Annotated in this window: 12 protein-coding genes and 1 pseudogene; 2 read left to right on the forward strand and 11 right to left on the reverse strand. The window is 59.1% G+C overall.

Annotation, left to right across the window (positions count from 1 at the left end; genetic code table 11):
• Positions 1–34 precede the first annotated feature (34 nt).
• From POF45_RS06365 to POF45_RS06375, 3 genes and pseudogenes are all read right to left on the reverse strand, one after another.
• On the reverse strand, positions 35–8,440 hold the full coding sequence (locus tag POF45_RS06365) for a YadA-like family protein (protein WP_282315361.1): 8,406 nt from the start codon (positions 8,438–8,440) through the stop codon (positions 35–37).
• A gap of 189 nt (positions 8,441–8,629) precedes the next feature.
• Positions 8,630–8,971, reverse strand: a pseudogene (locus POF45_RS29810) (ESPR domain-containing protein); the annotation flags it as partial.
• Positions 8,972–9,227: 256 nt separating this feature from the next.
• Positions 9,228–10,445, reverse strand: coding sequence for an EAL domain-containing response regulator (locus tag POF45_RS06375; protein ID WP_259495229.1), 1,218 nt, complete (start codon positions 10,443–10,445; stop codon positions 9,228–9,230).
• A 246-nt stretch (positions 10,446–10,691) separates the two neighbouring features.
• Between POF45_RS06375 and POF45_RS06380 the strand changes: the two genes are divergently transcribed.
• Positions 10,692–10,889, forward strand: coding sequence for a hypothetical protein (locus tag POF45_RS06380; protein WP_259495230.1), 198 nt, complete (start codon positions 10,692–10,694; stop codon positions 10,887–10,889).
• Positions 10,890–10,964: 75 nt separating this feature from the next.
• Here POF45_RS06380 and POF45_RS06385 read toward each other — a convergent pair whose 3' ends face one another.
• From POF45_RS06385 to metC, 7 genes are all read right to left on the reverse strand, one after another.
• Positions 10,965–14,606, reverse strand: a complete 3,642-nt coding sequence (locus POF45_RS06385; RefSeq protein ID WP_282315363.1) for a transporter substrate-binding domain-containing protein — start codon at positions 14,604–14,606, stop codon at positions 10,965–10,967.
• Between the two features lie 12 nt (positions 14,607–14,618).
• Positions 14,619–15,245 (reverse strand): response regulator transcription factor, encoded by a 627-nt coding sequence (locus tag POF45_RS06390; RefSeq protein WP_282315364.1) that lies wholly within the window; start codon positions 15,243–15,245, stop codon positions 14,619–14,621.
• A gap of 124 nt (positions 15,246–15,369) precedes the next feature.
• A complete protein-coding gene (locus POF45_RS06395) occupies positions 15,370–16,413 on the reverse strand; it encodes an EAL domain-containing response regulator (RefSeq protein ID WP_282315365.1) in 1,044 nt (347 codons plus the stop codon).
• A gap of 313 nt (positions 16,414–16,726) precedes the next feature.
• Complete coding sequence (locus POF45_RS06400) at positions 16,727–17,485, reverse strand: amino acid ABC transporter ATP-binding protein (RefSeq protein ID WP_282315366.1); 759 nt, start codon at positions 17,483–17,485, stop codon at positions 16,727–16,729.
• Complete coding sequence (locus tag POF45_RS06405) at positions 17,482–18,132, reverse strand: amino acid ABC transporter permease (protein ID WP_282315367.1); 651 nt, start codon at positions 18,130–18,132, stop codon at positions 17,482–17,484. The genes POF45_RS06400 and POF45_RS06405 overlap by 4 nt, the downstream gene beginning before the upstream one ends.
• A gap of 3 nt (positions 18,133–18,135) precedes the next feature.
• Positions 18,136–18,957: a transporter substrate-binding domain-containing protein gene (locus POF45_RS06410; RefSeq protein ID WP_282315368.1), complete on the reverse strand. Its 822-nt coding sequence runs from the start codon at positions 18,955–18,957 to the stop codon at positions 18,136–18,138.
• Between the two features lie 94 nt (positions 18,958–19,051).
• Positions 19,052–20,230 (reverse strand): cystathionine beta-lyase, encoded by a 1,179-nt coding sequence (metC, locus tag POF45_RS06415; protein WP_282315369.1) that lies wholly within the window; start codon positions 20,228–20,230, stop codon positions 19,052–19,054.
• Positions 20,231–20,346: 116 nt separating this feature from the next.
• On the opposite strand from metC, the gene POF45_RS06420 reads away from it, so the two are divergent.
• Positions 20,347–21,249, forward strand: a complete 903-nt coding sequence (locus tag POF45_RS06420; RefSeq protein WP_282315370.1) for a LysR substrate-binding domain-containing protein — start codon at positions 20,347–20,349, stop codon at positions 21,247–21,249.
• Between the two features lie 108 nt (positions 21,250–21,357).
• Here POF45_RS06420 and POF45_RS06425 read toward each other — a convergent pair whose 3' ends face one another.
• Positions 21,358–21,711, reverse strand: a complete 354-nt coding sequence (locus tag POF45_RS06425; RefSeq protein WP_259495237.1) for a RidA family protein — start codon at positions 21,709–21,711, stop codon at positions 21,358–21,360.
• Between the last annotated feature and the right edge of the window lie 49 nt (positions 21,712–21,760).

Raw genomic sequence — 21,760 nt, forward strand, 5'->3', positions numbered from 1 at the left:
AAAAAGTCGAAGAAAGACGTATCAAAAACAGCCATCACCACTGGTAACCCACCCCCACAGCCACCCCCACATTGCGCTGGGTATCGGTACTGCCCTGCAACTTGGTCAACCACCGCCCATTGCCGGACAAATGTGAAACACCAAAGGCAACGGACGATTGACCGCGATAGGTACTGGCGGCCGCCGTTGTCATGCTTGCACCCGGTGAATAAGACTGCGGCAGACTGGCCATTGCCATTGCACCGGCAATCCCCGCGCTGAGCGTTTCGTCCTGTTGCTTGAGGTCATTTTTCAGCTCCGCGTAACGCTGGTCGGTGTAGGCATTGGCGCTGTCAGTGATGCCCGCCACGCTCTTGGTCAATTGGTCGAAGTTCACCGCATCGGTGCCACTGGTGCCCGCCGCGACGTTGGTGATTTGCCGCTCGCTGCCCACGCTGCCCACCGATACGCTGTTGTCGCGATCAGCCACCGAATTGGTGCCCAGCGCCGTGGCGTTCTTGGCCGAGGCCTTGGCACCGTTACCCACGGCGACCGAGTTTTCCCCGCTGGCTTGAGCCTGGGTGCCGACCGCCGCACTGTTATTGCCCGACGCCACAGCCCCTGCGCCACCGGCCAGCGAATTAACACCCGTGGCTTGCGGCTTGGCCGCCGCACTGCTGTTGTTCACCTGGAACATGCCGTCGGTGCCGTTCTTGATGTTGGAGACATCGCTCTCGACGGCGCTGATGCGGCCATCCTGTTGAACTGCCGTGCTGTCGAGGTTGGCAATCGATGTATCGGTGTACTGCTTGGCCTCGGCGACCGCACCGTCGAGTTGCCGCACGTTGACCGCATCCGTGGCGTCCTTGCCGTCGGCAACATTGCTGATCGTGCGGGTTGCGCCGGTCGCCGCATCGCCCACCGACACCGTGCCCGAGGTCACGTTGTTCGCCCCCGAATACTGGCCGGTGTACGTCTCTGCCCCTCGACCGTCATCGCTGGCGCCGCTGCCCAGCGCGACACTGCCGTCAGCGCTGGCCTTGGCGCCATTGCCCACCGCCACCGAACTGCTACCCGATGCCACGGCCTGAGGACCCAGGGCCATCGCATTGCTGCCGGTGGCTGAGGAGTCGGCGCTGGTGGAGTTGACATGCAGGTACTTGATGCCGCCTCCCGAGCCGATCAGGTTCTCGAGGCCACCGACCCGTCCGTCGAGGTTGGTGATGTCTGTGGTGTTTTGATCCACTTGATCGCCGACCGACTTCAGTTGTGCGACGTTGACCGCGTCGTTGTCCTGGGTACCTGCCGCCACCCCGGTGAGTTTGCGATTGCCCAGCGCCGTGCCGATGCCGACCTCGCCGACCGACGTCTGCGGTGCCGTCAATCGATAGGCGCTGTAATCCGTTTCGGCGCCGACGGTGGTTATCGAACTGGAGCCCAGCGCCACGCTCATCGCCTGACTCGCATTGGCACCGGCGCCCAGCGCCACCGATTGCTCAGCCGAGGCCTGGGCCGCGCTGCCCACGGCGATGCCGGAAGCCAGCAACACCTGGGTATTACGGCCGATGGCAATGCCACCGGCCGCGGCCTGACCGACAGTGGCCTGGTCACCGATACCGATACCGTTATCGCCGTTGACCACGGTGGCCGGGCCGACCGCAATCGACTCCGCACCCGTGGCAAGTGAGTCCACCGGGTTCGTCGAGTTGGCGTGGAAATAGAGGGTGCCGGTCGAACTCAAGGAGCCCATCGCCCCGGTCAATTGACGCAGCGTTACCGCGTCGTTGGCTTCGGTGCCATCCGCCACGTTGGTGATCTGCCGGTAAGCACCGGCCTTGCCCACCGAAACCGACCCAAGCAAGGTCGCATCAGCGGTGTCATAGGTGATCGCCCCGCTACCGACCGGGATCGAGCCCGTGGCCGGTGCCAGGGCACGGTTCGCGACCGAACCTTCGCCCAGTGCGATACCGCCCGACACCAGCACCTGACTCTGATGCCCCAGCGCCAGACCGCCATCAGCGGACGCCGTGGCGCCCGTGCCTGCCGCGAACGAATTGGCGCCTGTGGCGACGGACAACGGCCCGATTGCAACGCTGTCCAGCCCGGACGCGCTGCTGTCGGCCAGCGTCGAGTTGGCGTGGAAATACTTGATGCCGGTGCCGTTGTTGACGATGTTGTCGACCGCTTCGTTGGTCGCGAACAACTGGCTGCCGTTCACCGCGTCGGAGCTGGTGCTGCTCAGATCGCCAGCGGCCACGTTGCTCAGTTTCGTTGCCGCGCCACCTGGGTTGAACGTCACTTGCGTCCTGGTGGTGGCGTCGTCGTATTTCACCCCGACGGCGGCGATGTTGGTCAGGCCAGTGCTGAGGTTGCTCAGCGCATTGCCTACGTTGCTGCTGGTCAGCGGACCGGTGTCGGCCCCTGCCGCATTGATGCTGTTGGTCACATAGCTGGGCGCCGTCCACACGCCGGTGGTGGCGTCGAGTTGTGCACCACCGCCCAGGGCCTGCGCTGCATCCTGGCCGACCAGGTTGAGTTGGCTGACGTTCACCGCATCGGTGCTGTTGGAACCGGCAGCGAGGCCGGTCAGACGACGACCGTCTGCGCCGTTGGCGATGTTGACTTCGCCGCCCGTTGCCGCGCCGCCGATACCATAGGCTGCGTTGGTCAGGGTCGATCCTGTGGCCAGGGAGTTGCTACCCAGGGCCACGCTGTTGGCGGCGGTTGAACTGGCGGCCGGGCCGATGGCGACACTGTCCTGACCGGTTGCCGTGCTGTCGGCCAGCGTCGAATTGGCGTGGAAATACTTGATGCCGGTGCCGTTGTTGACCAGGTTGTTGACTTGCGTGCCCAGCCCGTCGACGGCGGTGTTGGTTGAGAACAGCTGGCTGCCGTTGACTGCATCGGTACTGCTCGCGGAGACCCGACCGGCTGCCACGTTAGTGATCTGCCGTTCGTTGCCAGCGCTGCCGACACTCAATACGCCGGTCGGTGCAGCACCGGCGTAATTGAAGGTGGCGCCGTTGACCACGCCCGAGGCGGTCGCATTGGCGGCGGCTGTGGTGGCGCCATTGCCCAGGGCGATGGAGTTGGCGGTTCCGGCAATAGCGCCGTTGCCGATGGCCACGGCATTCGCTGCGGTGGAACTGGCAGCGGGACCGACGGCCACACTGTCCTGACCGGTCGCGGTGCTGTCGGCCAGCGTTGAATCAGCGTGGAAATACTTGATGCCGGTGCCGTTGTTGACCAGGTTGTTGACCTGAGTCCCCAGCCCATCGACGGCGGTGTTGGTTGAGAACAATTGGCTGCCGTTGACTGCATCGGTGCTGGTCGCCGATACCTGACCGGCTGCCACGTTAGTGATCTGCCGTTCATTGCCAGCGCTGCCGACACTCAATACGCCAGTCGGTGTTGCCCCGGCGTAATTGAAGGTGGCGCCGTTGACCACACCCGAGGCGGTCGCATTGGCGGCGGCTGTGGTGGCGCCATTGCCCAGGGCGACGGAGTTGGCGGTTCCGGCAATAGCGCCGTTGCCGATGGCCACGGCATTCGCTGCGGTGGAACTGGCAGCGGGACCGACGGCCACACTGTCCTGACCGGTCGCGGTGCTGTCGGCCAGCGTCGAATTGGCGTGGAAATACTTGATGCCGGTGCCGTTGTTGACCAGGTTGTTGACTTGCGTGCCCAGCCCGTCGACGGCGGTGTTGGTTGAGAACAGCTGGCTGCCGTTGACTGCATCGGTACTGCTCGCGGAGACCCGACCGGCTGCCACGTTAGTGATCTGCCGTTCGTTGCCAGCGCTGCCGACGCTCAATACGCCGGTCGGTGCAGCACCGGCGTAATTGAAGGTGGCGCCGTTGACCACGCCCGAGGCGGTCGCATTGGCGGCGGCTGTGGTGGCGCCATTGCCCAGGGCGATGGAGTTGGCGGTTCCGGCAATAGCGCCGTTGCCGATGGCCACGGCATTCGCTGCGGTGGAACTGGCAGCGGGACCGACGGCCACACTGTCCTGACCGGTCGCGGTGCTGTCGGCCAGCGTTGAATCAGCGTGGAAATACTTGATGCCGGTGCCGTTGTTGACCAGGTTGTTGACCTGAGTCCCCAGCCCATCGACGGCGGTGTTGGTTGAGAACAATTGGCTGCCGTTGACTGCATCGGTGCTGGTCGCCGATACCTGACCGGCTGCCACGTTAGTGATCTGCCGTTCATTGCCAGCGCTGCCGACACTCAACACGCCAGTCGGTGTTGCCCCGGCGTAATTGAAGGTGGCGCCGTTGACCACACCCGAGGCGGTCGCATTGGCGGTCGCCGTGGTGGCGCCATTGCCCAGGGCGATGGAGTTGGCGGTGCCGGCGATGGCACCGTTGCCGATGGCGACGGCATTAGCTGCGGTCGAGCTGGCGGCTGGACCGACAGCCACGCTGTCCTGACCGGTCGCGGTGCTGTCGGCGAGGATAGAGTTGGCGTGGAAATACTTGATGCCCGCGCCGTTGCTGATGTTATTGACGGTTTGATTGGTCGCGAACAGCTGCGAACCATTTACCGCATCGGTGCTGGTGCCGTTCAAGGCACCGGCGCTCAGGTTGGTGATTTTCACCCCGCCAGCCGGTGCGCCTGCACCACCGGTCGCGCCCAGGGTGATGGTGTTGCCGCCGACCGCATCATATTTCACCGCGATATTGGCGGTGTTGACCGTGTCGGTGTTCAGCGCCGACAACGCACCCGCTACGCTGGTTTGCGCAGTGCCCGCCCCTACCACCCCGGTGCTGCTGATCGCATTGATTGGCTGACTGAAACCCGTAACGCCCGTGGCCGACGAGTAAGTCGCGCCACCACCCAGGGTGCTGGCCGAGGTGTTGCCCAACGTCGTGGCCTGGGTCCCCAGATTAGTGACCGCTGTATCGGTGGCAAAGAGTTGGCTGCCGTTGATTGCATCGGTGCTGGTGGCCGTGACTTGGCCGGCCGCTACATTGGTGATCTGCCGTTCGTTGCCAGCGCTGCCGACACTCAACACGCCAGTCGGTGTTGCCCCGGCGTAATTGAAGGTGGCGCCGTTGACCACACCCGAGCCGGTCGCATTGGCGGCGGCTGTGGTGGCGCCATTGCCCAGGGCGATGGAGTTGGCAGTGCCGGCGACGGCACCGTTGCCGATGGCGACGGCATTCGTTGCGGTTGAGCTGGCGGCTGGGCCGACAGCCACGCTGTCCTGACCGGTCGCGGTGCTGTCGGCCAGGATAGAGTTGGCGTGGAAATATTTGATGCCCGCGCCGTTGTTGATGTTATTGACGGTTTGATTGGTCGCGAACAGCTGCGAACCATTTACCGCATCGGTGCTGGTACCGTTTAAGGCGCCGGCAGTCAGGTTGGTGATTTTCACCCCGCCAGCCGGTGCGCCTGCACCACCGGTTGCGCCCAGGGTGATGGTGTTGCCACCGACCGCATCATATTTCACCGCGATATTGGCGGTGTTGACCGTGTCGGTGTTCAGCGCCGACAACGCACCCGCTACGCTGGTTTGCGCGGTGCCCGCCCCTACCACCCCGGTGCTGCTGATCGCATTGATCGGCTGACTGAAGCCAGTAATCCCCGTGGCCGACGAGTAAGTGGCGCCACCACCCAGAGTGCTGGCCGAGGTGTTGCCCAACGTCGTGGCCTGGGTCCCCAGATTAGTGACCGCTGTATCGGTGGCAAAGAGTTGGCTGCCGTTGATTGCGTCGGTGCTGGTGGCCGTGACTTGGCCGGCCGCTACATTGGTGATCTGCCGTTCATTGCCAGCGCTGCCGACGCTCAATACGCCGGTCGGAACCGCACCGGCGTAATTGAAGGTGGCGCCGTTGACCACGCCCGAGGCGGTCGCATTGGCGGTCGCCGTGGTGGCGCCATTGCCCAGGGCGACGGAGTTGGCGGTGCCAGCGATGGCGCCGTTGCCGATGGCCACCGCATTCGTTGCGGTTGAGCTGGCGGCTGGGCCGACGGCCACGCTGTCAGTACCCGTGGCAGTGCTGTCGGCCAGGGTCGAGTTGGCGTGGAAATACTTGATGCCCGCGCCGTTGCTGATGTTATTGACCGTCTGATTGGTCGCGAACAGCTGCGAGCCGTTCACCGCGTCGGTGCTGGTGCCGTTCAAGGCACCGGCAGTCAGGTTGGTGATTTTCACCCCGCCAGCCGGTGCGCCTGCACCACCGGTTGCACCCAGGGTGATGGTGTTGCCGCCGACCGCATCATATTTCACCGCGATATTGGCGGTGTTGACCGTGTCGGTGTTCAGCGCCGACAACGCACCCGCTACGCTGGTTTGCGCAGTGCCCGCCCCTACCACCCCGGTGCTGCTGATCGCATTGATTGGCTGACTGAAACCCGTAACGCCCGTGGCCGACGAGTAAGTGGCGCCGCCACCCAGAGTGCTGGCCGAGGTGTTGCCTAACGTCGTGGCCTGGGTCCCCAGATTAGTGACCGCTGTATCGGTGGCAAAGAGTTGGCTGCCGTTGATTGCGTCGGTGCTGGTGGCCGTGACTTGGCCGGCCGCTACATTGGTGATCTGCCGTTCATTGCCAGCGCTGCCGACGCTCAATACGCCGGTCGGAACCGCACCGGCGTAATTGAAGGTGGCGCCGTTGACCACGCCCGAGGCGGTCGCATTGGCGGCGGCGGTGGTGGCGCCATTGCCCAGGGCGACGGAGTTGGCGGTGCCGGCGACGGCACCGTTGCCGATGGCGACGGCATTCGTTGCGGTCGAGCTGGCGGCTGGACCGACGGCCACGCTGTCCTGACCGGTCGCGGTGCTGTCGGCGAGGATAGAGTTGGCGTGGAAATACTTGATGCCCGCGCCGTTGTTGATGTTATTGACCGTCTGATTGGTCGCGAACAGCTGCGAGCCGTTCACCGCGTCGGTGCTGGTGCCGTTCAAGGCACCGGCAGTCAGGTTGGTGATTTTCACCCCGCCAGCCGGTGCGCCTGCACCACCGGTTGCACCCAGGGTGATGGTGTTGCCGCCGACCGCATCATATTTCACCGCGATATTGGCGGTGTTGACCGTGTCGGTGTTCAGCGCCGACAACGCACCCGCTACGCTGGTTTGCGCAGTGCCCGCCCCTACCACCCCGGTGCTGCTGATCGCATTGATTGGCTGACTGAAACCCGTAACGCCCGTGGCCGACGAGTAAGTGGCGCCGCCACCCAGAGTGCTGGCCGAGGTGTTGCCTAACGTCGTGGCCTGGGTCCCCAGATTAGTGACGGTAGTATTGGTGGCAAAGAGTTGGCTGCCGTTCACCGCGTCGGTGCTGGTGCCGTTCAAGGCACCGGCACTCAGGTTGGTGATTTTCACCCCGCCAGCCGGTGCACCCGCACCACCAGTCGCTCCCAGGGTGATGGTGTTGCCGCCGACCGCATCATATTTCACCGCGATATTGGCGGTGTTGACCGTGTCGGTGTTCAGCGCCGACAACGCACCCGCTACGCTGGTTTGCGCAGTGCCCGCCCCTACCACCCCGGTGCTGCTGATCGCATTGATCGGCTGACTGAAGCCCGTAAGCCCCGTGGCCGGCGAGTAAGTGGCGCCGCCACCCAGGGTGCTGGCCGAGGTGTTGCCCAACGTCGTGGTCTGGGTCCCCAGATTAGTGACGGTAGTATTGGTGGCAAAGAGTTGGCTGCCGTTCACCGCATCAGTGCTGGTGCCGTTCAAGGCCCCGGCAGTCAGGTTGGTGATTTTCACCCCGCCGGCCGGTGCGCCCACGCCACCAGTCGCCCCCAGGGTAATGGTGTTGCCGCCGACCGCATCATATTTCACCGCGACGGCAGCGGTGTTGGTCACGCTGGTGCTGAGATTGGTCAGTGCCGCACCGACGTTACCGCTGACTAATGCCCCGGTGTTGGTGCCATTAACGCTGATGCTGTTGGTGGAATAGCTCGGTGCCGTCCATGCACCGGTGGACGCATTGACTGCCGCGCCGCCGCCAAGGGCTGCCGCCGTGTTCTGGCTGGTTGTAAACAACTGGCTGCCATTCACGGCATCGCTGCTGGTGGCGGTCAAGGCGCCGACCGCGATATTGGTCAACTTGACCGCGGTGCCCGCCGGGTTGAAGGTCACCTGGGTTTTGGTCGCGGCATTGTCGTATTTCACCGCCACAGCAGCGGTGTTGGTCAGGCTGGTATTGAGATTGGTCAGCGCTGCACCAACGTTGTTGCTGACTAATGGACCGGTGTTGGTACCGATAGCATTGATGCTGTTGGTGGAGTAACTGGGCGCCGTCCATACCCCTGTGGTCGAATTCAGCGCCGCGCCGCCACCTAGAGCAGTCACTGCGTTCTGGCCCATTTGATCGAGCTGACTGACGTTGACCGCATCCGTCGCGTTGGAGCCGGCGGCAAGGCCGGTAATCCGACGGCCATTGGTGCCGTTGGCGATGTTCACCTCGCCACCCGTTGTGGCGGAGCCACCGACGCCATAAGCGGCGTTGCCCAAGGTCGCTCCTGTGGCCGATGAGCTGCTGCCCAGCGCCACACTGTTGGCGGCGGCGGCGGTGTTGGATACACTTGCAGCATTCCCTATAGCAACACTGTTTGATGCCATAGCACTGGCCGTCCAACCTATGCCGACCGCATTAGCACCCGTCCCGGTTATCTGACGACCTAGAGCAACAGAGTTACTTCCGGCCGCGGTAGTGGCGTCGCCGATGGCAATACTGATATTGGATGCATTGGCGCCCGCTCCACCGCCGATAGCAATGGAGTTATCAGAGGCGGTCCCGTTCAGTTGCGAGGCGGCCATTGCCATGGGGCTCATTGCCTCCATCCAGAAAACAGTCAGCGCAACAGCCGTTGCGCCAGACGTTTTCAAACCCCGCCTACGCTGCCGTGCTGGCCCACTTCTGGTCTTCTTGCTGGCAAGTTCCGAAGCAACTACCCAGCAACACATTGATGTGTTCCAAACAACCGAAAATATTTTATTCATCAATGAATTTGGCGTCGCGCCAACCTCCCGAACACGCGTCATCCATGGCGTGATGACTTCCGCTTTTCATTTAACCCTTGATATAAAAACACTGTTTACAAACGACACCGCGCCTATAAATCAACACGGATAAAACTTCGTCTTACGTAAACATGTCAATCACCAAGGAATTACCAGGTCGTATTATTTCAACTTGCCAAGTGGATTAAGTTAGGAAATTTCCTGCTATTTGTAGGAAATTTCCCAGCAAACTGAAACCATGAAAACGCATTGAAAATCTCGTCCGCCATCAGTTTTTTCAATCACTGACCGAACAACTAACAGCCGCCATTCGCTGAAGATCCAGCCAATTCAACAATCCCGCCGCCGTCATCGGTCGCGCGCACAAGTACCCCTGCCCTTGGGTACACCCAAGTTCCAACAAGACTTGACGTTGCTCTTCGGTTTCGATGCCTTCGACTACCACCGTCATGCCCAATGCTTCACCCAGCGCCAGGGTGCTTTTTATGACGGCGCGGCAACGCGGCTCTTGCTTGAGCCCGCGAACGAATTCGGCGTCGAGTTTGATTTCGTTGAACGGCAACTGACACAGGCGCTGCAAGGATGAAAACCCCGCGCCAAAATCATCGATAGACAGGCTGCAACCCATCATGCGCAAGCGGACCAGGCTTTCCAGACTGATTGCAGGCGCTTCGAGCAACCCCGTTTCGGTCAGTTCGAACGTCAGCCCTGATCCGGGCAGATCATAATCACTCAATAGCGTTTTGATCCGGCATGTCAGTTGGGCATTGACCAGTTGCGCAGCCTGCAGATTGAAAGCGATGTTGAGCGCGAATCCCTGATCGAGTGCCTGACGCTGAAGCTTCAGCCCTTGCTCCAACTGAAGGAACAGCAAGTCATCCATCAACCCGCAGCGCTCGATAGTCGGTATGAACACTGAGGCTGGCAGTACGCCTTTGGCAGGATGGTGCCAACGCGCCAATGCTTCGATGCTGCACACGTCACCGGTCAGCAGGTCGAATTTTGGTTGAAAGTAAGTCTGCAATTGCTGATCGGCGAGCGCCCGGCGCACCTCTTCTTCAGTCGCTGATCCAGCGACAGGAGCCACGGCCCGTTCATCAACAGGTTCGTTCATGTGTTTCGCCAGTAATCGCTGCAGGGCACTGAATTGCAAGGGTTTGCCGACGTCGCCCAGTAGCACCATCCCTAACAGCGAAACCAACTGCCCCACCGCCCGACGCACATCTGCGGACAACGAACTGCTGATGATGATCGACCCCGCCAGCCGGGATCGGCCCACGGTTTGTAGAAGAGCCAGACTGTCCACACCCTCCATGCGCAGGTCGCACAAGGTGATATCCACCGCACCGACCTGTTCGAGAATCCCCAGAGCTTGCTGGCCATCGGCGGCAACAAAGACTTCCTGGCAGCCGGACTGCCAAAGCATGTTGACCGCAATCGAGCGATGGAAAGCGTTGTCGCCAATAACCAGAATACGTAATGGGAGCATATGCATTGAAGCGGCTCACTCTAAAAGGAATGAGTCGATTGTCCGGACCTGACCGGTGGGTATCTCTAGGAAAATTCTCCCTGAATGTAGGAAATTTCCCAGCATCGCGACACCGGCGATGGACTGCGGCCTATCGGTAGCGGGTTGTTGCTCTTTGCGAAATTTCCTACATACACGGGATTGAATTCATTACTAATGTTTAGCGCATCGTTGAATACAGTAATTGGCCCACGCCCCCAGGAAATAGTCGACATGACGAAAGAGCGAAAGCAACTACGGATATTACTCAGGCGACACGAAGACAATCTTGAGCTGCTGACCGCACATAGCGAATCCTGGCGAGGCGAAGATCGCGACAGAGGCGCCGCAACCCTGCAGAATCTGAAAGTGCAGATGGAACGATTGTTGAAACAATTGAACAAGCGCAAGGGACGCAAACTGACGGACTGATGCCGTCCAGCATTCGCACTCATGGTTAACTTTTACAGGCACTAAAATCAGGGCCGAAAGTTTCGGCCCCGAGATCTAGAGTGCGGGTTCACCCATGCTCTGCTCCAGCGTCTGCGCCAATCGCTCCATTGCTTGCTGCAATGCGTCCACTGCCTCTGTCAACAAGACAGAGTCCGCCCCCATGCAGATGACCTCCAACTGCTCGCAGCACTGGATCACGCTGCGCGCCTTGATGATTCGCGCGCCGCCCTTGAGCCGATGAGCCAGGTCGCTAAGGCCGGGCAAGTCATGCTCGCCGAACAGTTTGATCAGCCGCAACATGTCCTCTTCGTTACTGGTGGCCAGATCGCCGAGCAGTTTTCTGATCGCGGCGTGATCGCCACGCGTCAGTTGCTGCAAGCTATTGAGGTCGATGTCGCCTTCAACCTCGGGCGCCTTCGCGCCCAGCGGCAATGCCTGGATGCCGGGTTTGATCAAGGCCAGTCGGGCACTCAGATCCACCAGGCTGATGGGTTTGAAGAGGCAATCGTTCATCCCTTCTGCCAGGCAACGCTCCTTTTCCTCCGGCTGGGCATTGGCAGTGAAACCGAGGATCAGGCACGGCTCGGCACCCGATGCCTTTTCTTCGTCACGAATGGCCCGCGTCAGCTCGTAGCCGTTCATGACAGGCATGTTGCAGTCGGTAATGACCACATCGAAGTTGCCGTTGCGCCAGGCGCGCAGGCCATGGGCGCCGTCTTCGGCGTCGCAGACCCCGTGACCCAGGTAGGACAACTGCTGGGAGAGCAGCAAACGGTTGGCCGGGTAGTCGTCGATCACCAGGATGTTGAGCACACAGCCCTGAGACGCGGGCTCGACCGCTGGCAACTCGGCAACGGGCATGGGTGGCAAGATAACCAGATTGAGGCAGATATCGATCTGCGTGCCCTTGCCCGGCTCGCTGCTCAGGTTCAGTTCTCCCTGCATCATTTCACACAGCGTACGGCTGATGACCAGGCCCAGTCCCGAACCACCCCGCGCCGACTGGTGATTATTGCTGGCCTGACCGAAAGGACTGAACAGTCGCTCCTGGTCAGTGGCGCAAATACCGATGCCGGAGTCCTTGACTTGCACATGAATCGCCAGGCGCTCGCCGCCTGCACCGAGCGCAGACTGCACGCTCAAACGCACCTCGCCTTCGTCGGTAAACTTGATCGCATTGCTCAGCAAGTTGGAAAGAATCTGTTTGAAGCGCAGCGGATCAATCAGGACATCGCGACAGGCCTTGAGGTCGAAATCCAGCAACAGTCGCAGGCCTTTTTGCCGAGCCACCCCTTCGAACATACGCACCACTGATTCGACCAGTTCACGCAAACTGGCCCGCTCCGGGGCCAGGGACAGGCGGCCGGATTCGATGCGTGCGATATCGAGAATGTCGCCGATCAGGTCCAGCAGTCCCCGCGCCGCGCCAGAAGCGACTTCGATCGCGAACCGGTCCGTGACACCTTGGTCGGCCTTCTTCATGGCCAGTTCGAGCATGCCGATCACAGCGTTGATCGGGGTACGGATTTCATGGCTCATGGTTGCCAGAAAAGTGGTTTTCGCGCGGTTGGCTTCATCGGCGCTTTTCTTGGCATTCTGCAATTGTTCGAACAGAAGCTGTCGTTCGCTGATATCGATCCAGCCGGCAATGATCCCGGTCACCACGCCATCGCTGGTGCGATACGGCAACATCCAGTGATACACCGTGTGGATCGTGCCGTTTCTGCGGGTGACGGCGCGGTCCTGTATCCATCGCGTACCGTCCGCCATCACCTTCATGTAGGCGTCCTGACAGGCCACAGCGTCGGCATGACTGAGCACTGTGCTGTCGATAATCTGCTTGCCCATCACCGCCTCGCGCGCGACCCCGAGCACGTCAAGGTAGGCCGAATTACAACTCACCAGCCGGCCCTGGCGATCACGTACATAAATCGGGTGGGGCGTGCCGTCGATCAAGACGCGCATGAACTCCATCTGGTCATTGAGCGCCCGCTCGGCCTTTTCGCGAGTGAGGACCAGCTGACGCAAATACACGATCCGCCATGCAGCGATGATCAGCAACAACGCGAAAAGGAGAAAACCCTGTATGACCGCTGAGCGATTGTGCTGCCAGTTGCCATTCTCGATCACCACGTCGTAATGCCAGCGGCCCGTCAGTTCATCCATTTCTTCTGGCGGAATGCTTTGCAGGGCTTTGTCCAGAATTGAATAAAGCTCCAGCGCCCCACGCTCAGTGGCAAAGGCGATCTGGGCCGACTGCAAACCGACGATACCGGCCACGCGCAGGCGATCGCGGTATTCGCGCAGGATCAGGTAACGCCCGTTGATCAGCGAGTTGATGGCGCCGTCCGCCTTCCCCTTGTCCACCAACGCCGTGGCATCGGCCGAAGACGTTGTCTCGATCAACTGTATGCCCGGGTATTTTGTGCTGATGAAATCATGCAGTGCATTGCCGCGTCTGAGCGCCAGCTTTTTGCCAACCATGTCCTCCAGTGTGTCTGGGCTATCCGACGCGTCCCGAGTGATCAGGACAAACGGGTTGGTCAGATAAGGCCGGGTAAACCGCAGCTCGTTTTCACGTTCAGCACTGGGGTTGAACGCCGCCAGCAGATCCGCATTGCCGCCCCTGACCTGTTCGATCAACTTGTCCATTGAATTGCCGCGCAGCACATCGAATTTCAAACCGGTACGTTGGCTGATCTTGGCCAGCACCTCGGCACTGATGCCCCGGAACTCGCCCCGCTCATCGAAGAACGAGACGGGGGCCAGGCTATCGTTGACTGCCACTGTCAGACGCGGATGTTTTTCCAGCCAACGTTGTTCGGCGGCGGTAAAGCGAAGTGGGTGAAGGCCGGAAATGCTCATGTCACCGGCACTCCAGCGCTGCAGAATCGTCATGCGATCCGTGATTGGAATCGCCGCCAGCGCGGTATTGACGATATTGAGCAGACGACGATTGTGCTGGTTCATGGCGAAGGAGAAATGCGTGGTGTACACGCCTGGCAACTGCGTCAGGCGCACGTCATCCAGAAAGTGTTTATTGACCAGATAGTGGGTGCTGATGGCATCACCCACATACGCATCCGCCTGACCAAACGCCACGGCACCGATCGCGCTCTGGGCCGAATCATAGAGCTGTATCTGAGCCTTGGGATAGGCCGAACTGAGGGCCTCCATCGGCTGATAATGGTCAAGTATGGCCAGTTGAATGCCGGGCAGGTCCGGTGTCAACACTTGCTCGGCGCCCCGGCGAGTTACCAGTTCTGACGGGGCTTTAGCATAGGCACTGCTGAGCACCAGTTCTGGATCCGCCGCATCGGCACTGTTGGCGGTGCCCACCAGATCCACCTCACCGAGCGCGAGTGCCTCTATCACCTCGGCTCGGGAGTCATAGCGACGCACTTCGACCTGAATGTGCAACATCGCGGCCAGTAGCTGCGCATAGTCAGCGGTGATGCCCTCGTAATCCTGCCCCCCATTGGTGACCATGTCGAAGGGTGCATGGTCTGGCGCCGATACGCCCAGGCGCAGTGAGTTTCTGCTGCGTAACCAGCGCCAGTCCGCCTCATCCAGAAAGACTGAACTGCTTTCGCCATTCGAACGGCCGTACAGGTTCAGCGGTTGCATTTCGGCATGGGCTGTCGGAACAATCCCCAACTGACTGAGCAAAAATGCTGCGAGTAGATAGCTGCGCACAGGGATTTCCACTCAGATCAAACTATTACGCTTGGCAAAATCGGCCAGGTACACCACCGACTTCACGTTGAGTTTTTCAATCAGGCGGGTCTTGTACGTACTGACAGTCTTGTTGCTCAACAACATGGCATCACCGATTTCCTTGTTGCTCAAACCTCGGGCAAGTTGTTGCAGAATCGTCAGTTCACGATCGGAAAGGCCGCGGATCATCTCCAGCTCGGTGGAATCGATATCAATTCGGCGTACGGAATTGCCCGCCAGGTTTGGAAAGAAGGTATATCCAGCCATGAGTGCCTTGATCGCCTTGCTCAATTCATCCAATTCGTCGGTTTTCGATATATAACCGGCAGCGCCCGCCTTCATGCAGCGCATGGCATAAAAGGCCGCTGATTGAGAGGTCAATACCAGGATCTTGCTGGACAGCTTCAGCGCGCTGATCCGGCTGAGAACTTCCAGGCCGTCCAGGCTGGGCATGGCAATGTCCAACAGGATAAGTTCCGGGTCATGCTTGCGAGCCAGTTGCACCGCATCGGCGCCATTATCAGCCTCGGCGACGACTTCGAATCGTTCATGTTCAAGCAGCAATTTCACCGTCGCCCGAATGAACGGATGATCATCTACAACCAACGCTCTATGCATTTGAACCTCTCTGTAAGACGCCCCGGGAAGGATCAAGCATCAAAAGACCGCGGAAAAAATCACCCTTTGGTGTGGCCAACATCACTGTGTCATCCGGCAGCCATATCGAAATACTTCAGACCTTCTAATCGGTGGATTCCGGGTTCTGTAGCCACTGCGTGAACCGTTGGGCATCCATCGGACGAGTCAGGTGAAATCCCTGGCCAAATGAACAACCCATTTCCACCAGCCCATCGCGGATAAGCTGACTGCTGACACCCTCGATCACCAGGCTCATGTTCAGCGACCGGGCCAGCGCCAGGGTGCAAGTGACCATCGCCCGGGTGTGCGGCTCGGCAATTGAGCGCACGAGTTGCCCGTCGAGCTTGAGTTGGTTGAACGGCAGCTGGGACAGCAATGTCAGCGAGGAAAAACCCATGCCGAAATCATCGATCGACAGGCTGCAGCCCATCATGCGCAGGCGCAGCAGGTTTTCCCGGGTCGCCCGAGGGACGTCGAGCAAGCCGTTTTCAGCGACTTCGAACAACAACGTCGACCCTGGAAAATTGTGGCTCTTCAAGACGCTATAGATGTGGTCGGTCAGGTCATTGCGGGCCAGTTGCGAGGCGTGAAGGTTGAAAGCCAATTCCAGGCCCAGGCCAGACTGGCGCAAGGCACGCAACAGGCTCATGCCTTGCTCAAGCATTTGCTTGAGCATTTCATCGATCAGGTCGTAGGCCAGCACGGCAGCCAGAAAGTCCTTGGGCAACAGCAGCCCCCGAATCGGGTGCTCCCAACGCGCCAGCGCTTCAGCTCCGGCCAATGCAGCACTGTTCATATCGAACTTGGGCTGGAACCAGGCTTTGAACTCCCCCCGAGCCAGGCCACGACGAACGTCCTCTTCACTGGGCAGTCGATAAAGTGGTGACGGATCGGCTTGCGCCGGCAAGCGTCGGTGACAATAGCGCTGCAAGATATCTTGCAGCGTATAGAGCTGCGTGGGCTTGCTCAGGACACCCAGCAACTGCAACCCCGAAAAGCGCGTCATCTGTTCGACGGCGCGACGCAACTCCGGGCGCAACTCACTGCACAGGGCGACCGCGCGGACCATGCCGCTGTGCCCAACACAATGCAGGAAGTCCAGGCAGTCGAGGGCGGTATTGCTCAGGTCGCAGAGCACGATGTCCACGCCCCCCTCCCGATCTATCTGTGCCATTGCCCCTTCGCTGTTATCCGCCTGCAAAATATCGCTGACGCCCAAATGCTGCAGAGCCGTGACCAACACACCGCGCCGAAACGCGTGATTTTCTAAAACGAGAACGCTAGGGGATTCCATCTCGCCAATTACTCTGCAAAAGCGTGGAGTCAAAATTGTGGCTAACTCATGACACTGCCAACGAAGGATTTATCTCTCTGGCCTGTAGGAAATTTCCTAGCGGCTTGCAGGGGTAGCCGCAATGACGTGCACTGCAAAGAGTGATAACGGCCTGCGCTGCAAAGGCTCAGTAGCGTCGAAGGAACTGCTGGATGCGCTCCCCGCTGTCCTGCGCGAAAAACGCTTCGGTGGTCGAGTCTTTTACAACGACTCCGCCCTCCATGAAGACCACGCGATCAGCCGCCTCCTGTGCAAAACGAAGTTCGTGCGTAACGACCAGCATGGTCATTCCCGCGTTGGCCAAATTGCGCATCACCGTTAGCACTTCGTCACGCAACTCTGGATCAAGCGCCGACGTCGGCTCGTCAAAAAATATGACTTGCGGATCCATTGAAAGACCGCGGGCTATGGCGACACGCTGCTTTTGGCCACCCGACAAGCGAGCCGGGTAACTGTCGGCTTTCTCTCTCAGGCCGACTTTCTCCAGCAGGGACATGCCCTTGGTGATCGCCTCGTCCTTCGGCACCTTCTTGACGCTGATCAGACCCTCGATCACGTTTTCCAGAGCGGTCAAGTGCGGAAACAGATTGAAGGACTGAAACACCATCGCGGTTTTCTGGCGAAGTTGAGAAATCTGCTGTTTGTTCGCCCGGCTCAGTCGCTGACCGGATTTGATTTCAATGCGATGTCCGCAAATTTCCAGCGTGCCACTGTCAGGCTGCTCAAGAAAATTCAGTGAGCGCAACAGCGTGGTTTTTCCTGAGCCGGACGGCCCAAGGATCACCACGACTTCGCCAGCCTTTACGGTCAGGTCGACGTGTTTAAGCACCGTGTTGGCACCAAATGCCTTGGCCAACGCGGTGACCTGTATTTTTATCTGGCTCATCGGTAGCGCCTCGTAATACGGCCTTCGAAGTAGGTCTGGATCAGTGTCAGGACTTGGTTGATCAGCCAATAGATCATCCCGATCATCAAGAACATTTCCATGTAGCGGAACGTCGCCGCCCCCACCTGTTCAGCCACTCGGGTCATTTCCACGACGGTAATGGTCGATGCCAGGGAGGTGTCCTTGATCAAGGCAATCAAGCGACTGCCCACCGGTGGTAATGAAATGCGTATTGCTTGAGGCAGAATTATTCGCTTCAAACAGGTCCAGTAGCCCATCCCCATCGCCAATGACGCCTCCCACTGGCCGGGATCTACCGCATTTATTCCCGAGCGAAAGTTTTCACTCAGATAGGCGGCTGAAAAGAGTGTCAGCGCCAGCAGAGCGGAAGGAATCGGCGAAAGAACGATCCCGTAGTGCGGAAGGCCGAAGTAGATCAACAGGATCTGCACCAGCAAGGGCGTGCCTCTAAAGACAGACACGTACATGAACGCGATGACACGCAGCGCACGCAGGCTGGAGTTACGCAACAAAGCCACGCCCATTCCCAGCGCACTGCCGAGCACGAAGGCGCCAAGACCGAGACCCAGCGTGACGAGCACAGCCGTTTTAAGCAGCGGCCAGGAGCGGAGAAATAATTCCAGCATAAATTACTCCCCGGCTTGCGCTTTCTTGATATCAGCGGTCATTGGGTAATCAGGACCGATGAACTTCCTGGTGTACGCGTCAATGGTTCCGTCCGCGATCATCTCGGCTATCGCCTTATTGACCGCTACTTTCAAGCTTTCATGTCCTTTGGGCATGGCCGCTGCAGACAGTTGAAACGTAAGAGGCGCGCCGACCGCTTTTATCGGCAACTGATTGGCCAGGCGATATTTCTCACCGCTGAACCAGGAGGAGATGACGACGTCGATGCGGCCATTTGCCAAGTCATCGAACGCCAACCCGCCGTTTTCATAGGTGCGAATGTCCGACTCAACCAGCTGTTTACGTGACCAGGATTCATTACTGGAACCCGCCACTACGCCTGCAGACTTGCCGGCCAAATCCCCACGTTCATGAATGTCGGTGTTCTTGTCGAGGAGGAATATTCTGAATTCCTCTACGCCGTACGGATCGGAAAAGTCCACCTGCAAGGCCCGCTCAGGCGTCGGCGTCAGGTCATTCATGACCAGGTCGTACTTGTCTGCCTTAAGCCCCTCGACAAAATTGGCGAAGCTGTCGGCGATGAACACGACTTTGGGCACGCCGATCCGCTTGGCGACTTCTTCAGCAATCGCAATGTCGTAACCCGTCGGTTTATTCTGATCGTCGATATAGCTCCAGGGCGGACTGGACTGTGTATTGGCGATCCGGATTTCGCCCAGCTTTCTGAGATTCGCCAACGAATCCTCGGCGCAAGCCATATCAGTGCCAAGGACAACGAGGGCGAAAAAAGAAAGTACAAATCGAATGCCAGTGCTTGTTTTCATATTCCATCCTTTGTGTAGCGTTGAGCCGCTCAGGTCTTGAGTGGTAAAAGGTGGCCGCATTTCGAGAACATATCGGTCGGTGGAACGTGACGCTTCAGCCGCCCTGAAAACCAGGATGAACTTGAATCCGCGCAAGCTCGTAGCAGCGCAGAGCCCGATCCAGGTCAGCGATGAGCACGTCAGGGTCTTCCAACCCAATGGAGATACGCACGATGGGTTCCTCTGTGGGTGAAAAGTTACGCGTTTGCTGCTGGCTCGCCGGGTAGTAGGCAATCAGGCTGTGCGTTCCGCCCCAACTCGCGCCGATTGGAAAATGCTGCAAAGCATTGAAGAAGGCACCGAACGTTGCTTCGGGTGCTGGCTGGAGGATTATCGAAAACAGGCAACCGTTACCGTCAAACTGCTCACGCCAAATGGCGTGTCCCGGATGGCTTTCAAGAGCAGGAAACAGCACCTGTTGAACCATGGGTTGTGCTTCCAGCCATCGGGCGATTTTCAGGGAGCTGCGGCACTGCTCGGCCAGGCGGACTTTTAGAGTGTCCAGGCCGCGCATCACCAGGAAGCAGTCTTCCGGACTGACGGACTGGCCCAAGGTGCTTTGGGTCTCACGCAGAGTGGCGTAGTCATCCGCGTTGTTCATGCTGATGCTGCCCATCAACACATCGGAGTGACCGCCAAAGAACTTGGTGGCGGCCTCGATGGAGAAGTCGACGCCATGCTCCAAGGGACGAAAATACAGTGGGCTGGCCCATGTGTTGTCCATCATCGTCATGACCCCACGATGGCGAGCGATGGCGGTAATTGTGTCGATGTCCTGCATTTCCATGGTGACCGTGCCGGGGGCCTCCAGGCAGATCATCTTGGTATTGGGCTTGATCAACGCCTCAATGCCCGCATCGATGGTCGGCGGATAGAACTCCACCTCGACGCCTAGCCTGGCCAGCCAGTTGTGGGCAAATGCCTTCAGCGCGCCATAGCATGAATCGGAAATTAAAAGATGGTCGCCGCTACGGACGAAACCCATCACGGTGGTCATCAATGCTGATGCACCTGAGGGTGTGACGATGCAGTGCTTGCCGTGCTCAAGGTCGGCAATACGTTGTTCCAGGCCCCGAGTCGTCGGCGTCCCGGTGATGCCATAACTGTAACCATCTGGCTGCCGTGACTTTCGGCCGACAAAATCTTCGAAGGTATCGAATACCACCGTTGATCCGCGCCATACGGCGGGTGAAAGGCTGGCATAAGGGTTATTGGCATGGTCGGTAAAGCTCATGATTGAAGTGCCCTGTGAAGCCGTTGAAAGTGACTCGATTCTAGGTATCCGTGACGCTTGGCAACAAGATCAAAACTTATTTACTCTATAAGCAGCAGTTATAGACTGGAGTTCACATGGGCATCCGAGAGATCGAAATTTTCAGGGCCGTCATGAATGGCGGCACTACCAGCAAAGCAGCAAGCATGCTCGGGATATCTCAGCCCGCGGTCAGTCAGGCGATTCGTAAACTGGAAAGCGGTGCCGACTTACAGTTGTTTGTGCGAACGCGTGGGCGCCTTGTACCCACTCAAGAAGCGCTGGCACTGATGGTGGATGTCGATCAACTGTTCGTCGGTTTTGAAGCAATAGAACATCGTCTTAAAAGCTTGCGGTACTTCGGCATAGGCAGACTGACCATCGCCGTTCACCCGGCCTTGGGCACCTCGTTCATGCCGAGGGTCATGTCGGCTTTCGAGCTGAAAAAGCGCGATATCAGAGTCTCGCTCAAAATCCTCAGCTCCAAGGAAGTGCACCAACAAGTCTGCGCAGGGCAATGCGATTTCGGGGTCATGGCCGACGAAATGCCCGTGACGGGCCTCGAACATTCGCCCTTTGTGGACATTCCCGGGGTTGTCGTCATGCACGCGGCCCATCCATTGGCGACCCACTCGGTCATCCATCCAAAGGATCTGCAGGACATTGAATTTATTGCGCTAAGCCCTGAAGACAGCAGCAGGAATCGACTAAACGCCGTTTTACAAAGGGAAGGCGTCAGCCTGAACATCCGCGTTGAAACCGCGTACACCCATACGGTCTGCGAGATGGCACTCCTGGGGTTGGGCGTAGGGTTTGTAAACCGTTTAGCCGCGTATGACTTTCTTGATCGTGGGTTAGTCGTCAAACCCTTTAGCGCAGACGTAAACTTTGCCAGTCTGATGGTCTTTCGGCCGGGTAAGCCGCTGCCCGACAATGCTCGACAGTTCATCCGAATGATGAGGATACAACTGGACAGGGACTTGCAACGCTTTGCGAATTGAGGGGCGCAGAGGGGGAACAATTTACCCGCCCCGATGCGCACCGCCGCCGTCGAATACAGACCTGTCAACATTTTCCCCACTCCGAAGGCGATGCGTTGTTTTTTTGGCTCAACCAGCGGCAATGACCGTGATTTCAATCAGCAACTCCGGCAGTGCCAGGCGCGACTCCACGGTTGCACGGGCGGGCGTGTGACCTTCTGGCACCCACGCATCCCACACCTCGTTCATTTTTGAAAAGTCAGATTGAATGTTCGCCAGCCATATCTGCGCCGAAACAATGCGTGTCTTGTCCAGCCCCGCCTTTTCCAGAAAGTCGTCTATTTTTTGCAGCACCTGAGCGGTTTGGCCTTTGATGTCCTGCGTCGCGTCGGAAGCGGTCTGCCCGCCGATGAAGACAAAGCCGTTGCAGACCACCGCGCGGCTCATACGATGATTACTGTCGATGCGAACAATTTCTTTCATGGGTTGAATGCCTTGTGAGGAGTGTCAGTCAGTACAGCGGGTCATCCGC

Origin of the sequence: Pseudomonas fungipugnans (assembly GCF_029955235.1) — a bacterium.
GTDB lineage: Bacteria > Pseudomonadota > Gammaproteobacteria > Pseudomonadales > Pseudomonadaceae > Aquipseudomonas > Aquipseudomonas fungipugnans.

Bases quoted from the DNA above. Each gene is read 5' to 3' on its own strand.
- POF45_RS06375 (WP_259495229.1), bottom strand. From the start codon at position 10,445: ATGCATATGCTCCCATTACGTATTCTGGTTATTGGCGACAACGCTTTC.
- POF45_RS06380 (WP_259495230.1), top strand. From the start codon at position 10,692: ATGACGAAAGAGCGAAAGCAACTACGGATATTACTCAGGCGACACGAA.
- POF45_RS06390 (WP_282315364.1), bottom strand. From the start codon at position 15,245: ATGCATAGAGCGTTGGTTGTAGATGATCATCCGTTCATTCGGGCGACG.
- POF45_RS06400 (WP_282315366.1), bottom strand. From the start codon at position 17,485: ATGAGCCAGATAAAAATACAGGTCACCGCGTTGGCCAAGGCATTTGGT.
- POF45_RS06405 (WP_282315367.1), bottom strand. From the start codon at position 18,132: ATGCTGGAATTATTTCTCCGCTCCTGGCCGCTGCTTAAAACGGCTGTG.
- POF45_RS06410 (WP_282315368.1), bottom strand. From the start codon at position 18,957: ATGAAAACAAGCACTGGCATTCGATTTGTACTTTCTTTTTTCGCCCTC.
- metC (WP_282315369.1), bottom strand. From the start codon at position 20,230: ATGAGCTTTACCGACCATGCCAATAACCCTTATGCCAGCCTTTCACCC.
- POF45_RS06420 (WP_282315370.1), top strand. From the start codon at position 20,347: ATGGGCATCCGAGAGATCGAAATTTTCAGGGCCGTCATGAATGGCGGC.
- POF45_RS06425 (WP_259495237.1), bottom strand. From the start codon at position 21,711: ATGAAAGAAATTGTTCGCATCGACAGTAATCATCGTATGAGCCGCGCG.